At 67.3% G+C, this 15,280-nt stretch carries 13 protein-coding genes; 4 read left to right on the top strand and 9 right to left on the bottom strand.

The genetic code is table 11. The features are described from left to right. Positions 1-28: 28 nt before the first annotated feature. Positions 29-169 carry a hypothetical protein gene (locus tag ACILR9_RS06805; RefSeq protein ID WP_395709274.1) on the bottom strand — a complete coding sequence of 47 codons (141 nt, stop codon included), beginning with the start codon at positions 167-169 and terminating at the stop codon, positions 29-31. Positions 170-415: 246 nt separating this feature from the next. Continuing rightward, positions 416-1,474: a DNA recombination protein RmuC gene (locus tag ACILR9_RS06800; protein WP_395709151.1), complete on the bottom strand. Its 1,059-nt coding sequence runs from the start codon at positions 1,472-1,474 to the stop codon at positions 416-418. A gap of 116 nt (positions 1,475-1,590) precedes the next feature. Here ACILR9_RS06800 and ACILR9_RS06795 point away from each other — a divergent pair, with 116 nt between their 5' ends. From ACILR9_RS06795 to ACILR9_RS06785, 3 genes are read left to right on the top strand one after another with little or no spacing between them, the layout of a single operon-like run. Further along, on the top strand, positions 1,591-2,271 hold the full coding sequence (locus ACILR9_RS06795; protein WP_395709150.1) for a pyrimidine 5'-nucleotidase: 681 nt from the start codon (positions 1,591-1,593) through the stop codon (positions 2,269-2,271). After that, a complete protein-coding gene (locus ACILR9_RS06790) occupies positions 2,268-3,203 on the top strand; it encodes a ketopantoate reductase family protein (protein ID WP_395709149.1) in 936 nt (311 codons plus the stop codon). The genes ACILR9_RS06795 and ACILR9_RS06790 overlap by 4 nt, the downstream gene beginning before the upstream one ends. Continuing rightward, entirely contained in the window at positions 3,200-4,147 is a 948-nt protein-coding gene (locus tag ACILR9_RS06785) for a 2-dehydropantoate 2-reductase (protein WP_395709148.1), read from the top strand. The genes ACILR9_RS06790 and ACILR9_RS06785 overlap by 4 nt, the downstream gene beginning before the upstream one ends. A gap of 164 nt (positions 4,148-4,311) precedes the next feature. Here ACILR9_RS06785 and ACILR9_RS06780 read toward each other — a convergent pair whose 3' ends face one another. The 7 genes from ACILR9_RS06780 to ACILR9_RS06750 all read right to left on the bottom strand — a co-directional run bounded on the left by ACILR9_RS06780 (position 4,312) and on the right by ACILR9_RS06750 (position 12,281). Further along, positions 4,312-5,595 carry a TRAP transporter large permease gene (locus ACILR9_RS06780; RefSeq protein WP_395709147.1) on the bottom strand — a complete coding sequence of 428 codons (1,284 nt, stop codon included), beginning with the start codon at positions 5,593-5,595 and terminating at the stop codon, positions 4,312-4,314. Positions 5,596-5,607: 12 nt separating this feature from the next. Continuing rightward, complete coding sequence (locus ACILR9_RS06775) at positions 5,608-6,108, bottom strand: TRAP transporter small permease (RefSeq protein ID WP_395709146.1); 501 nt, start codon at positions 6,106-6,108, stop codon at positions 5,608-5,610. Between the two features lie 94 nt (positions 6,109-6,202). Beyond that, positions 6,203-7,237: a TRAP transporter substrate-binding protein gene (locus tag ACILR9_RS06770; protein WP_395709145.1), complete on the bottom strand. Its 1,035-nt coding sequence runs from the start codon at positions 7,235-7,237 to the stop codon at positions 6,203-6,205. Between the two features lie 251 nt (positions 7,238-7,488). Continuing rightward, positions 7,489-9,210 (bottom strand): amidohydrolase family protein, encoded by a 1,722-nt coding sequence (locus tag ACILR9_RS06765; protein ID WP_395709144.1) that lies wholly within the window; start codon positions 9,208-9,210, stop codon positions 7,489-7,491. A gap of 2 nt (positions 9,211-9,212) precedes the next feature. After that, positions 9,213-11,513: an NADP-dependent malic enzyme gene (locus ACILR9_RS06760; protein ID WP_395709143.1), complete on the bottom strand. Its 2,301-nt coding sequence runs from the start codon at positions 11,511-11,513 to the stop codon at positions 9,213-9,215. Positions 11,514-11,641: 128 nt separating this feature from the next. Next, positions 11,642-12,046 (bottom strand): type II toxin-antitoxin system VapC family toxin, encoded by a 405-nt coding sequence (locus tag ACILR9_RS06755; protein ID WP_395709142.1) that lies wholly within the window; start codon positions 12,044-12,046, stop codon positions 11,642-11,644. A 1-nt stretch (position 12,047) separates the two neighbouring features. After that, positions 12,048-12,281 (bottom strand): AbrB/MazE/SpoVT family DNA-binding domain-containing protein, encoded by a 234-nt coding sequence (locus ACILR9_RS06750; RefSeq protein ID WP_395709141.1) that lies wholly within the window; start codon positions 12,279-12,281, stop codon positions 12,048-12,050. Between the two features lie 192 nt (positions 12,282-12,473). Between ACILR9_RS06750 and mutS the strand changes: the two genes are divergently transcribed. Continuing rightward, the gene (gene mutS / locus ACILR9_RS06745) at positions 12,474-15,110 is read left to right on the top strand and encodes a DNA mismatch repair protein MutS (protein WP_395709140.1); all 2,637 of its coding nucleotides are present in this window, start codon (positions 12,474-12,476) and stop codon (positions 15,108-15,110) included. Positions 15,111-15,280: the final 170 nt, after the last annotated feature.

Raw genomic sequence — 15,280 nt, 5'->3', positions numbered from 1 at the left:
GTCGAGAAGGGCGCGTCAGCCCAGGGCATCAACCCTTCTCGACCATCTTCCAGAAGGAATCCTTCTTCACCACCTTGCCGCCGCAAAAGCTGTAGAAGTCGCATCCGCGGGCGGCGATGCTCTCGCCGCTCCGGGTGGTTCCAGTGACGGTCCATTGCGAAATGCCCATGTCGCCGTCGACATAGTGGATAGTGGCTGTCGTCGCCGTAGTGGACGTCGGGCAGGCCTTCGAAGCGGCTGCGCAGGCCTTCGCGCACCGCAGCGGCGCCGACATGGCGGTAGCCCCACGGATCAGGGCCGCGCGGCATCTCGAGCACGGCGTCCTCGGCGAAGAAGCTCATGATGCGATCGAGGTCGTGGGCATTGAAGGCCTCGACCAGGGCTTTCAGGGTCGCGAGGCTGGCGCCGGAGTTGTTCATTTCTGGTTTCCTCCTGGCGGCGGCAGCGCCGCCGGCTCCTCTTCCAGTTCGACGTCGAGAATGCGCTGACCGCGCTTGGTGATGCGGTCGGCCGAGATGTCGACGTCGCGCAGATCCTTCTCGGTCTGGGCGAAGTGAATCTTGAGCTTGTCGACGCGGTCGGCGAGGCGCCTCACGTCATCGAGCAGCAGCCCGACCGTCTTCTGGATCTCGCCGGCCTGCTCGCGCATGCGTACGTCCTTCAGCACGGCGCGCACGGTGTTGAGCGTGGCCATCAGGGTGGTCGGCGAGACGATCCAGACGCGAGCGCGATAGGACTCCTCGACCAGCCCGGTGAAGCTCGCGTGCAGCTCTGCATAGACCGCTTCTGAGGGCAGGAACATCAACGCCGATTCGGCGGTCTCGCCGGCCACGATGTACTTGTCGCGGATGTCGCCGATGTGCTTGCGGATGGCCTGCTGGAAGCCGCGCTGGGCGGCCTGCAGGGCGGCCACGTCGCCGGCCGGGACGGCGCGCAGCGCCGTGTAGCTCTCGAGTGGGAACTTGGCGTCGATGGCGATCGCGCCAGGCGGATTGGGCAGCTTCAGCACGCAGTCGGCGCGCGCGCCCGTGGAGAGCGTGCATTGGAACTCGTAGGCCTGCGGCGGCAGGATGTTCTGCACCAGGTCGGCCAGCTGGACCTCGCCGAAGGCGCCGCGCGCCTGCTTGTTGGACAGAACCGCCTGCAGGCCCACCATCTGGGTCGACAGCTCGCCGATCTTCTTCTGCGCCTCGTCGATGCGGACGAGGCGCTCACGCAGGTCGGTGACGATCTGGCCGGTCGCCTTCTCGGTGCGCTCGAGCCGTTCGGCGACCACCTTCGACAGCGCCTGCTCCTGCTCGCGCAGCGAGCGCTCGACCCGCTGCACGGTCTCGGCCTGCTGGCCGAGGGCCAGGCCGAGCTGCTGGCGCAAGGCTTCGGCGGCCTCGCCGTCACGCCGCCGCAGAGTCACGAACAACAGCGCCAGAAGGAGCAGCGCCACGGCGCCCAGCAGACCGATCGTCAGGAAATCCATGATGCCTGCCATTGTGCCACAACGGAGCGGGCGGCCCCGGAGGATATCAGTCCCGGCCCTGGCGGTTGCCTGAGGGTGATCGACAAATGTACCCAGCGCCGCTAATCCAGGGCTCCATGCCTCCGCAACACGATCCCGACGTCTGGCTGTTCGACCTCGACAACACGCTGTACCCGGCGCGGTGCAACCTGTTCGCCCAGATCGATGTCCGCATCGGCCGCTACATCTCCGACTGGCTCAAGGTCGACGCCGAGGAGGCGCGGCGAGTGCAGAAGCAGTATTGGCGTGAGCATGGCACCTCGATGCGCGGCATGATGAGCCTGCATGGCGTCGATCCGCGCCACTATCTCGACTACGTGCACGACATCGACTACTCGCCGGTGCAGCCCGATCCGTCGCTCGAGGCCTCGCTGGCTGCCCTGCCGGGGCGCAAGCTGATCTTCACCGCGGGCGACGTGCCGCACGCCGAGCGGGTGATGGAGCGGCTGGGCGTGGCGCACCATTTCGAGGCGATCTTCGACATCGTGGCGGGCGAGTACTGGCCCAAGCCGCACAAGCAGATCTACGAGCAGCTCGTTTACCGGCACGGCATCGATCCGGCGCGCGCCGCCATGTGCGACGACATCGCGGTCAATCTCAAGCCGGCCTGCGACCTCGGCATGCGCACGGTGTGGATCCGCACCGACGAGAGCGTCAAGCGCGCCGAAGGCCTCGATCTCGACCACATTCACCACCAGACCGACGATCTCGCGACCTGGCTCGCCGACTGGGTGGCCGAAAGGAAGGTCAAGAAGTGAAGATCCTGATCTTGGGCGCCGGCGCGGTCGGCGGCTATTGGGGCGCGCGCCTGACACAGGCCGGCGTCGACGTCACTTTCCTGTTGCGCGAGAAACGCGCGGCGCTGGTGAAGGCCAACGGCCTTGTGGTGAAAAGTCCCAAGGGAGACTTCACCGTGCCGGTGAAGGTCGTGACCAGGGGCGACGAGGGTGCGCCCTATGACGTCGTGATCGTGGCCTGCAAGGCCTACGACCTCGACTCGGCCATCGCGTCGATCGCATCGGCCGTCGGTCCCGACACCACCATCGTGCCGATGCTGAATGGCCACGCCCACTTCGCCACGCTCGATGCGACGTTCGGCGCGGCGCGCGTGGCGGGTGGCTTGGCGCGCATCTCGGGCATGCTGGGACCGAACGGCGAGATCGTGCACAGCGGCGCCTCGGGCGTGTCGTTCGGCGAGCGCGACGGCAAGGCGGCGCGCCCGGCGCTGGTCGAGCTCGACGCGGCCTGCAAGAAGGCCGGCATCGATGGCGGCCTGAACCCGGACATCAACCAGGACCTGTGGGACAAGTGGGTGATGCTGGGCACCATCGCCTCGATGTGCGCCGCCATGCGCGGCACGGTGGGCGACATCGTCGCCGCCGAGGACGGCGCCGCGCTGGTGCGCGAAACCCTGGACGAATGCTGCAAGGTCGCCGCTGCCGCAGGTCACGCGCCCAGCGCCAAGGTGCGGGCCGGGCTGGAAGCCGGCCTGACGCAGCCTGGGGCTAAGTCCGTGGCCTCGATCCTGGGCGACATGGAGAAGGGCGGCGCAGTCGAAGCCCGCTCGATCGTGGGCGACATGCTGATGCGCGCGCGCAAGGCGGGCGTGGCCGCGCCCAACCTGCGCTTCGCCTATGCTCATCTGCAGGCCTATGAAGCGCGCCGCGCGCGCGGAGGATTGAGACCGTGAAGACCCTGATCCTCGGTGCCGGCGCGATCGGCGGCTATATCGGCGGCCGCCTGCACCAGAGCGGCGCGGACGTCACGTTCCTGGTGCGCCCGGCGCGGCGAGAGGCGCTGCAGCGCGACGGCCTGGTGATCAGGAGCACCAAGGGCGACATCACGCAAAAAGTGAAGGCGGTGCTGGACGGCACAGAGGGTGGCCCGTACGACATCGTCCTCCTCACCTGCAAGGCCTACGATCTCGACTCGGCGATCGACGCTGTTGCGCCTGCTGTCGTGCCCGAGGCAACGGTCGTGCCGCTGCTGAACGGCATGCGCCATCTCGATGCGCTCGACGCCAGGTTCGGTGCCGAAAAGGTGGCCGGCGGCTTGGCGCGGGTCGGCGTCGCGATGTCACCCGAGGGCGAGATCCTGCACACGAGCCCATTCGCCGCCATCTCGTTCGGCGAGCGCGACGGCAGGCCGGCGCGCGGGGTCCTGGTCGAGCTCGATGCAGCGGTGAAGAAGTCCGGAGTCGATGGCGGTCTTCACGCCAACATCGTCCAGGACTTGTGGGACAAGTGGATCATGCTGTGCACCCTCGCCTCGATGTGCTGCCTGATGCGCGGCACGTCGGGCGACATCCTGGAGGCGGCCGAGGGTCAGGCGATCATGCTCGAGACGGTCGAGGAGTGCCGCAAGGTCGCCGCCGCGGCGGGCTGCGACCCCGGCGAAAAGGGCATGATCAACGTGCGGTCCTTTCTCACGCAGAAGGGCTCGCGCTTTGCCGCCTCGATGCTGCACGATCTCGAGAAGGGTTCCATGGTCGAGGCCGACCATGCGGTCGGCGACATGATCGCACGGGCGAAGAAGGCCAGCATCGCCACGCCCAACCTGCGCTTGGCCTACGCCCATCTCCAGGTCTACCTCGCTCGCCGCGCGCGTGGCGGCATCGGCAAGCCGGCGATGTAGCGGTCGGGAGGCGCTGCGGCCCTCATGTCATCCTGAGCGCAGCGAAGGATCTCTCATCGCCGGTTGATGCAAACACGGGCTTCCAGGTCGCCATAGCCGTGCGTGGCGAGCGGCGATGAGATCCTTCGCTATGCTCAGGATGACAAGAGTCGGAAGCGTTTGCGCTACTTGATCAGCCCGGCGCTGCGCGGCAGGAACAGCGAGATCTGCGGGAACAGGATGATCAGCATCAACCCGACCAGCAGGGCGGCGACATAGGGCATGTAGGAACGCCAGTGTTGGCCAACCGTCAGGTTGGCGAAGCGCAGCGCCATCAGCAGGCCGACGCCCATCGGCGGCAGGAACAGGCCGATGCCGACCGCCGCGGTCTGCACGATGTTGAAGTGGATGGGATCGATTCCCATTTCCTCGGCGATCGGGAACACCACCGGGATCAGCACCACGGCGGCGGGCAGGCCTTCGAGCACCATGCCGAACATCATGGTGATCAGCGCCGTCGCCAGCAGGAACAGCCAGGGCGCGTCGCGCAGCGGATGCAGGACCTCGGCCAGGAGCTTCGGCACGCCGGACACGCCCATCAGGTACTGGAACACAGAGGCGACGGCGAGCAGGAACACCACGGCGGCGGTCAGGATGGCACTGTCGTAGGCGAGCCTGGCCATCTGGCCATAGCTGACATTGCGATAGTAGAAGCGCGCGGCGAAGAAGGCATAGCCCGCGACCACGGCACCCGCCTCGGTGGCGGTGAAGACGCCGAGGAAGAAGCCGCCCAGGATGACAACGGGAATGACCAGCGGGACCGCGGCCTTGCGTGCCGTGCCGGTGATCAGCGCGATGCTGGGCCGGGTATCGACCGGCCAGTCGTATTTGCGGGCGCGGAAATAGACCAGGACCATGAGGCACACCATGATGGTGGCAGCGGGCACGAAGCCCGCGAGGAACAGCGCCACCGCCGAGGTGTTGGTAACCTGGGCGATCACGATCATGAAGATGGCGGGCGGCACCAGCATGCCCATCGCGGTGCCTGCGGCGATCAGCGACGCCGAGTCCTGGCGCTTGTAGCCCGCCCTGGTGAGCGGCGGCATCAGGGTCGAGCCGAGTGCCGAGACCTCGGCCATCTTCGAGCCGCAGATGTCGGAGAAGAAATAGGCGACGACGATCACCGACATGCCGAGCCCGCCCTTGACCCAGCCGACCAAAGCTCGGGCGAAGTCGACCAGGGCGTGGCTCATGCCACATTTCTCCATCAGGCCGCCGGCAAAGACGAAGGCCGGGATGGCGAGCAGCACCCAGCTCTGCGAGCCCGACACCATGCTCGACGACAGTACTTGCATGTCGTAGCCGCCGAGCAGCAGGCCGGCGACGCCGGCGACGCCCAGCGCAAACACGATCGGCATCGAGAACAGGATCAAGGCGACGAAGATCACGCCGACGACGAGCAGCAGCATAGCGGCTGTTCCTCAGTGCACGGGGTCGGGGGCGATCGGCGGCGGCGCCACGATCATCGAAACAGCATAGATCACAAGCAGGACGCCGCCCACCACGACCGAGGCGTAGAGGACGGCGAGATTGATCTCGAGACCCGGCGTCGCCAGCGTGCGGTTGAGCAGGCAAAGCTTCACGCCGTACCAAGCGGCGATGCCGCCGATCGCCGCGATCAGCACATGATGGACACGCTCGATCAGGCTCTGCGTGCGCGACGAAAAGTGGTGGGTCAGCGCATGCAACGCGAAATGCGAGCGCTCGCGCACGCCGATCGCGGCGCCGATCAGGGTGAGCCAAGCCAGCATCATCTCGCCGACCTCCTCGACCCAAGTGAAGCGGATCGGATCGACGTCGAGCCAGTCCGTCACCTCGATCATGACGTAGCGCAGGAAGACGCCGACCAGCAGGTTGACGATGGCGGCGACCAGCAGCAGGGCAACGACGATCTTCGGGATGTTGGCGATGAATCTGCTCATGTTCATCGTCTTCCGGACCGCGAGCATCCTGCTCGCTCAAGCTCATGAGCGAGCAGGATGCTCGCGGTCCGGAAGAGCATGAATGCGTCCATGCCTACGCCTTGAAGTTGGCGATGTCGTCCCACAGCGCGGCGTACTGGGCCTTGTAGGCCGGCCAGATCTTCTCCTGCGCGACCTTGCGGAAGGCCTCGACGTTGCCTTGCACCACCGTCATGCCCTTGGGCTCGAGCTCCTTCTTGGCGGCCGCGAGGTTGTCGACCGATTCGGTAAGCTCGCGGCACTTGGCCTGGGCCTCGCGGCTGGTGTCGAGCATCAGCTTCTTGTGCGGCTCGCTGAGACCTTCCCATACCGCCAGGTTCATGGTGTTGAGCGTGGGGCCGTAATTGTGGAAGGTCATCGAGCAGAATTTCGAGACCTCGTAGATCTTGAGCGCGATCTGGTTGACGATCGGCAGGTCGCCGCCGTCGATTACGCCCGACTTGGCGGCCGAGATCACCTCGCCCCACGCCATCGGCACGGCATTGCCGCCCAGACCGTTGATCGTGTCGCCGAACACCTTGGCCTGCTGGACGCGGATCTTGGCGCCGCGCAGGTCGCGGGGTTCGACGATAGGCTTCTTGCTGGTCCAGAAATGGCGGAAGCCATAGTCGAAGAAGCACAGCGTCTTCAGCTTGTACTTGTCCTGAAACTGCTTATCGAGCGTGTCTCCGATCTTGCCGTTGAACATCTTGTAGGCTTGATCGTAGCTCTGCACGAGGTATGGCACGAGGAACACGCCCATCTCGGGGAACACGGTGGCGGCGGCGCCACCGGGATTGCCGATGGCGATGTTGCCCGACTTCACCGCATTCATGATCTCGAGCTCCTTGTTGAGGAGCGTCGAGCCGAAGAACTGCATGTCGAGCTCGCCGTTGGAGCGCTTGCGCACCTCCTGGGCCTGCCAGTCGAAGGCGATGGCGGCCGACTCGGGAAGGGCGTTGAGATGCGCCATCACCAGCTTCTTGGGCTGGGCGTAGGCGAAGGTCGGCGCCAGCCCGCTGGCGAGGATGCCGGCCATGCCGCCCTTGACCAGGCTGCGGCGGCGCAATGCCGGGAGATTCCGGCTGCTGATCTTCATGACCGACGACATGGGCGCCCTCCCAGGCGGATAGATTGGCGCAAGCTTAGTGCGTCGGCGACGCACGAGCTACGATTGTGCAAACGAATCGCCTCGCTCGCGAAATTGCAGTCGATGTGTCATCGTCTTCCGGATGACGACCGCTTGCCTGTCATCCTGAGCGTAGCGAAGGACCTCATCGCCAGAGGTTCCAAAGTACGCCCTGGCAGGCAGCGATGAGGTCCTTCTCAGGACGACAAGAATGTGCGCGCGGCGGATCAGTGCTACTGCGCGGCGATCGCCGTCACGTGCCGGCCCTGCGAGGCATTGAACTTGTCGAGCACGTGGCCCGGTCCCATGGCGTGCTTGACGTAGTCCTTGCCGTCGAACGTCTTCACGCCGTTGCAGAACACGCCATGCACGCCGGTCGGGCGGCGGATGGTGCGGCGGCCGCCGCCCGGCAGGTCGGCGACGCGCTCGGCCGGGCTGATGCCGACGGTCACCGGATCGAACAGCAGCAGGTCGGCGTGGGCGCCGACCGCGAGTCGGCCGCGATCCTTGATGCCGTAGAGATCGGCCGGATGGCTGGTCAGGCGGCGCATGCCCTCGGCGATGTCGAAATCGCCGCGCTCGCGCACCCAGTGCGCCAGGAAATGCAGGCCGAAGCCCGCATCGCACATGTAGATGAGATGCGCGCCGGCATCAGACAGCGCCACCACACCCGCTTCGTGCTTCAGCAGCCGGGCGACGCCGTCGTCGCCGACATTGAGGAAGCGGCCGAGGAACGCCGTCTCGAGATTCTCGTCGAGGCTGAGATCGAGCACCACGTCGAGCGGATCGCGATGCTCCGATGCGGCGATCTCGGCAGCGTAGCGGTTGACGTAGCGCGCGTTCGACTGCTTGTGCGCGACCGCGACCATGACGCGATCCCAGTTGCCCTGGAAGATCATCCCGGGCCGCGGGTTCTTCACGTTCTCGCGGAACCTGGTGCGCCACGACGGATCGCGGAACACCGCCTTCAGCTGGTCGGGCGAGTAGGCCTTGATCGGGTCGAACGCGGCGTGGCTGTAGAACGGATAGGCGTTGGCCATCGTGAAGTCGAACGACAGCGGCTGGCAGGGGATCTGGAAATAGAGCCCGTTGCCGCGACGGAGGGCGGCGGCGCACTGGTCGAACAGGCGCGGCGCGCGCTCCGGTGCCTGCTCGTTGTGCATCGCCATGCCGGTGCCCTGGAAGAACGGCCTGCCGTACTTGGCGGCCATCGGCTCGAGCTCCTGCGGCTCCTTCGCGCCCGAGGCGATGGCGATCACGCCCTTGCCGCGCGGGCCCATCGCTTCGACCAGCGCATCGAGCTCCGACAGCGGCGCGACGGTCGACGGCATCGGCACGCCGCCATAGCCCGAATGATTGAGCGAATAGGAAGCGCCGAGACCGATCGCGCCGTTGGCCATGGCGTCGGCGACCAGCGCCTTCATGCGCGCGATCTCCTCGGGCGTCGCCTCGTGGCGTTGCGAGGCGTCCTCGCCCATCACGGCGGTACGGATGGTCGAATGACCGGCCAGCACGGCGAGGTTGGCGTAGGCGCCGCGCCGCCGCAGCATGCTCATGTAGTCGCTGAAGCTCTCGAAATCCCAGGTGATGCCGGTGCGCAGCGCATCGAGATCCATGCCTTCGACGACCGAGAGGTTGCGGATCACGAGGTCGCGCACCGAAGGCGGCGCCGGCACGATGCCAAAGCCGCAATTGCCGATCACCGCCGTGGTGACGCCGAGCGACGGCGAGGGCGACAGCGTCGCGTCCCAGGTGACTTGCGCGTCGTAATGTGTGTGGACGTCGACGATGCCCGGCGCCAGCACCAGGCCGTCGGCATCGATCGTCTCGGCGTTCTTGTCGCGGATGCTGCCGATATCGGCGATGCGGCCGTTCTCGACCGCAAGGTCGGCGCGCCGCGGCTCGCTGCCCAGGCCGTCGACGATGGTGGCGCCGCGAATGACGAGATCGGCCATGACTACCTCCGTTGTGCCAGCGCGCCATACGCGGCCAGCGCGGCATGGTTGACGAGATCGCTCACCGTGGCGCCCATCTGCACGATCTGCACCGGTTTCTGCAGGCCGTCGATCACCGGCCCGATCACCGTGACGCCGCCCAGCCGCTGCAGCAGGCGCGAGGAGATGTGCGCCGAGTGCAGACCCGGCATCACCAGCACGTTGGCCGGCCCGGTCAGGCGGCAGAAGGGATAGGTCTCGCGCAGCAACTCGTAGTCGAGCGCCATGTCGGCCTGCATCTCGCCGTCATATTCGAAATCGACCTTCTCGGCGTCGAGCAGGCGGATCGCCTTGCGGATGCGCTCGATGCGATCGATCTCGCGGCTGCCGAAATTGGAGAAGGAGAGGAAGGCGACACGCGGCTCGTGGCCCATGATGCGGGCGTTGGCGACCATCTGCTTGGCGATGGTGGCGAGCTGCTCGGGCGTCGGCGTCTCGTTGATCGAGGTGTCGCCCAGGAACACCGTGCCGTGGCGCGCCACGACGATCGAATAGCCCATCGGCACGCGGTCCGGTTTGGCATCGATCACGCGCTGGATGTCGCCGTAGCACTCGGGGAAGCGGCGCGTGATGCCGGTCACCATGCCGGCGGCATCGCCCTTCGCCACCATGCAGGCGCCAAACACGTTGCGGCCCTGGTTGACCATGCGCTGCACGTCGCGGCGCAGGAAGCCGTCGCGCTGCAGGCGCTTGTAGACCAGGTCGGTATAGGTCGCGTTGCGCGTGCTGAGGCGCGCGTTGTGGATCTCCATGCCCGTGGTGTCGGTGATGCCGAGCGACTTCATGGTCTCGCGCACCAGCTCCTCGCGGCCGATCAGGATCGGCGTGCCGTAGCCGTTGTCGCGGAACACCACGGCGGCGCGGATGATGCGCTCCTCCTCGCCCTCGGCGAACACGATGCGCTGCGGGTTGGCCTTGACCTGCTCGAACAGGCTCTGCAACCAGTGGCTGGTCGGATCGAGGCGTCCGGACAGGGCACGCTTGTACTCGGCCATGTCGGGGATCGGCCGGCGGGCGACGCCCGAATCCATGGCCGCCTGCGCGACAGCAGACGACACCGCCGAGATCAGGCGCGGATCGAACGGCACCGGCACGACATAGTCCGGCCCGTAGCGCAGCCGGCGGCCCGAATACGCGCGGTCGACCTCGTCGGGCACGTCCTCGCGCGCGAGCTTGGCCAGCGCCTCGGCGGCGGCGACCTTCATCTCCTCGTTGATGGTGCGCGCCCTGACGTCGAGCGCGCCGCGGAAGATGTAGGGGAAGCCCAGCACGTTATTGATCTGGTTGGCGTAGTCGCTGCGCCCGGTGGCGATGATGGCATCGCCGCGCACCGAGCGGACGTCCTCCGGCGTGATCTCGGGATCGGGATTGGCCATGGCGAAGATGATCGGCTTGTCGGCCATCGACAGGACCATGTCCTTGGTCACCGCCCCCTTGACCGACAGGCCGAAGAACACGTCGGCGCCCTTTATCGCCTCGGCGAGCGTGCGCGCCTTGGTGCGCACGGCGTGGGCGCTCTTCCACTGGTTCATGCCCTCGGTGCGGCCCTGGTAGAGCACGCCCTTGGTGTCGCACAGGATGGCGTTCTCGTGCGGCATGCCCATCGCCTTGACCAGCTCGATGCAGGCGATCGACGCTGCGCCGGCGCCGTTCACCACCATCTTGATGTCCTTGATGTTGCGGCCGGTGAGGTGCAGCGCGTTGATCAGGCCGGCGGCCGAGACGATGGCGGTGCCGTGCTGGTCGTCGTGGAAGATCGGGATGTCCATCAGCTCGCGCAGGCGCTGCTCGATGATGAAGCATTCCGGCGCCTTGATGTCCTCGAGATTGATGCCGCCGAAGGTCGGCCCGAGGAAGCGCACGCAATTGATGAACTCGTCGACGTCCTTGGTGCCGACCTCGATGTCCATGCAGTCGACGTCAGCGAAGCGCTTGAACAGGACGGCCTTGCCCTCCATCACCGGCTTGCTGGCGAGCGCGCCGATGTCGCCCAGCCCGAGCACGGCGGTGCCGTTGGAGATCACGGCGACGAGGTTGCCGCGCGCGGTGTAGTCGTAGGCCGTGTCCGGCGCCTTGGCGATCTCCAGACAGGGCGCGGCGACGCCGGGCGAATAGGCGAGCGCCAGGTCGCGCTGGGTGACCAGGGGCTTGGTGGCAATGATCTCGATCTTTCCCGGCCGGCCGGTGCGATGCATGATGAGCGAATCGCCATCGAGATCGCCCATCTCGTTGCTGACCATTGCTTCCGAGCCGCTGCTCGCCATTGCGTCTCTCTCCCGGTTGAAAGGGCATATTGACGGCAATCCACCGCCGGTGCCAGCGGGCCATACCGCGCCGCAACGCGGCGGGCATGGTCACTGCCTCCGCCGACTTGCCTAGAAGGTGACCAATTTCAAGTCGCCGGCGCGATGAGCGTGACCTTCGGGAAATAGGTACGATATCGGTTCGTGTCGCGCGTGAGCAGGGGCCAGCCTTCGACCGTGGCATGCGCGCCGATGAAGAAGTCGGGAAGAACCCCGGTTCGCGTTCCACCGGCCGCGCGATATTGCCTGTACGCCTTTCCGGCGAGGAACAGCGCCGGACGTGGTGCGGGCGCGAGCTTGATCCTCGCGGTGGCAAGTGTGGCGTCGAGGTCCTCAATTCGGTCGAAGCGAATCGAGGTTTCAGCATAGACGATATCATTGATCAGGAGGGGACCCGCCAGCGCGGCGTCCTCCAAGCGGGCCAACGACCAGTCGGCCCAATCGCGATCGTTGGTTACGAGGTCGAGCAGGACGTTGGTGTCGACCAGCGTCACGTCAGTCCTCGCCCCGCGTCAAGGCCATGATCTCGTCGGTGCTCAGTCCCTTGCCGGCACTCCCCCGCAGACGGGCGAAACGACTAGGGCGCGCTTTTTTCCCGGCCTTTACCAGGACAATCCGGCCGTCCTCGGTGCGCTCGAAATCGATCACGCTTCCAGGCCCAATCCCCAGCTGCTCTCGAACCGCCTTGGGGATGGTGATCTGGCCTTTGCTGGTAACTGTTGCGCTCAAGTGGGCCTCCAGTAAGGAGATGTGATTCCCTCGCATTACATAGCACCTCCGGGGTCGGTTTTCGAGGCCACCTTCCGCTGCCGTTGCATTTCCCCAAACAGCCCCCAATCACCGGCGGCGCCGGCATGCTAAACCGATTCCGTGCCCGACAGCGCTCCCCCTCCTGTGGCCGTCCCGGCCGATGTGACGCCGATGATGCGCCAGTACCTGGCGATCAAGGCGGCCCATCCCGGCCATCTGGTGTTCTATCGGATGGGCGATTTCTACGAGCTGTTCTTCGACGACGCGGTGGCGGCGTCGGCGGCGCTCGACATTGCGCTCACCAAGCGCGGCCAGCATCTCGGCGAAGACATCAAGATGTGCGGCGTGCCGGTGCACAGCCACGAAGCCTACCTGTCGCGGCTGATCCGTCAGGGCTTCAAGGTCGCCGTCTGCGAGCAGGTCGAGGACCCGGCCGAGGCCAAGAAGCGCGGCGCCAAGTCGGTGGTCGAGCGCGCCGTGGTGCGGGTCATCACGCCGGGCACGCTGACCGAGGATTCGCTGCTCGACGCGCGCAGCCACAACTATCTCGCGGCGATCGCCGAGGCGCAGGGCGAGCTGGCGCTGGCCTGGCTCGACCTGTCGACTGCCGACTTCGCCGCCCAGCCGGTGCTGCCCGGCCAGCTGGCCGCGGCGCTGGCCCGCCTCGCCCCCGGCGAGCTGCTGCTGCCCGACCGCCTGCTGGCGCGCGATCCGCTCAAGGCGACGCTCGAGGAATGGAACAGCGTGCTGACCCCGCTGCCCTCGGCACGCTTCGACAGCGACAATGCTCGCAAGCGCCTGCAGGCGACCTTCAAGGTGGCGGCCCTCGACAGCTTCGGCGCCTTCTCGCGCGCCGAGACGGCGGCCTGCGGCGCGCTGCTTGATTACGTGGCGCTCACCCAGGCCGGCAAGCTGCCGGCCCTGTCGCCGCCGCGCCGCGAGCGGGCCGACGGCACGATGGAGATCGACCCGGCGACGCGGCGCAACCTCGAGCTGGTGCGCGGCCTCGACGGCAGGCGCGACGGCAGCCTGCTGGCGACCATCGATCGCACGCTGACCGGTCCCGGCGCCCGCCTGCTCGCCGAGCGCATCGCTGCCCCGCTGACCGACCGTGCGGCCATCGAGCGCCGGCTCGACCTGGTGCAGCTCTTCGTCGAGCGCCCCGCGGTGCGCGAACGCGTGCGCGAGGCGCTGCGCCGCACGCCCGACATCGAGCGCGCCCTGCAGCGCCTGTCGGTCGGCCGCGGCGGCCCGCGCGATCTGGCGGCGCTGCGCGACGGGCTGGACTCGGGCGAGGCGCTCGCCGCCCTGCTGCGCGCCGAGCCCGAGGCGCTGGCGCCGCCGCCCGCGCCGCTCGCCGACATCGTCGCGGCCTGCGCCGATCACCGCGCGCTGATCGACTCGCTCGCCGCGGCGCTGGCCGACGAGCCGCCGCTGCTGGCGCGCGACGGCGGTTTCATCCGAGCGGGCTACCGCGCCGAGCTCGACGAGCAGCGCACCCTGCGCGACGACAGCCGCAAGACCGTGGCGGCGCTCGAGGCCAGATACCGCGGCTCGAGCGGCGTGGCGACCCTGAAAATCCGCCACAACAACATGATCGGCTATCACATCGAGGTGACGGCGACGCATGCCGACAAGCTCGATCTCGCGGCCCTGGGCTTCACGCGCCGCCAGTCGATGGCCAACGCCACCCGCTACAGCACCGCCGAGCTGGCCGATCTCGAGACCCGCATCGGCCGCGCCGCCGACCAGGCGCTGGCGCTCGAGCTCGCGATCTTCGAGGCGCTGGCCGGCGAGGTGATGGCGGCCTCGGCCCGGGTCGCCGCAGCGGGACGCGCGCTGGCCGCCCTCGATGTCGCGACCGCGCTCGCCGAGCTGGCGGCGAGCGAAAGCTACGTGCGGCCGGCGCTGAGCGAGGCGGCCGACTTCGCCATCGACGGCGGCCGCCATCCGGTGGTCGAGGCGGCATTGCGGCGCCAGGGCGGGGCCGGCTTCGTGCCCAACGATTGCGATCTCGGCTCGGAGCGCCGGCTGTGGCTGCTGACTGGCCCCAACATGGCCGGCAAGTCGACCTTCCTGCGCCAGAACGCGCTGATCGCGGTGATGGCGCAAGCCGGCTCCTTCGTGCCGGCTCGGCAGGCGACGATCGGCCTGGTCGACCGCCTGTTCAGCCGCGTCGGCGCGGCCGACGACCTGGCGCGCGGCCGCTCCACCTTCATGGTCGAGATGGTCGAGACGGCGGCGATCCTCAACCAGGCGACGGCGAGAAGCCTCGTCATCCTCGACGAGATCGGCCGCGGCACCGCGACCTTCGACGGCCTGTCGATCGCCTGGGCGACGCTCGAGCATCTGCACGACGTCAACCGCTGCCGTGCCCTGTTCGCGACGCACTTCCACGAGCTCGGCGCGCTGAAGCAGCGTCTGGCGGCGCTGGCGCCCTACACGATGCGCGTCAAGGAATGGCAGAACCAGGTCGTGTTCCTGCACGAGGTCGCGCCCGGCGCCGCCGACCGGTCCTACGGCATCCACGTCGCCCAGCTCGCCGGCCTGCCGGCCGCCGTGGTGAGTCGCGCCGAGACGGTGCTGGCCGAGCTGGAGAAGGGCGAACAGTCAGGCGCGGTGACCCGGCTCGCCGACGATCTTCCCCTCTTTGCCGCCGCGTCGGCGCGTCCGGCCGGCGGCACGGCGAAGCCGCGCGAGTCGGAGGTCGAGAAGGAGCTGGGCGAGATCAATCCCGACGAGCTCACGCCGCGCGAAGCGCTCGACCTGGTCTATGCGCTGCGCTCGAAGCTGCGGTCGGAGCGATAGAAGTTTCAACGGCGTCAACTTCGACGCTCTTGTCAAATGAAGTCGCACTTCTTTTGTCATCCTGAGCGCAGCGAAGGATCTCATCGCCAGAAGTCTCAAAGCACGCCTGTATCGTCCGGCGATGAGGTCCTTCGCTGCGCTCAGGACGACAAAAGGTTCGCCACGTCCAA

The sequence above is a fragment of the Reyranella sp. genome, from assembly GCF_044224635.1.
Classification (GTDB): domain Bacteria; phylum Pseudomonadota; class Alphaproteobacteria; order Reyranellales; family Reyranellaceae; genus Reyranella.
This window is presented reverse-complemented; position numbering and strand designations above follow the sequence as displayed.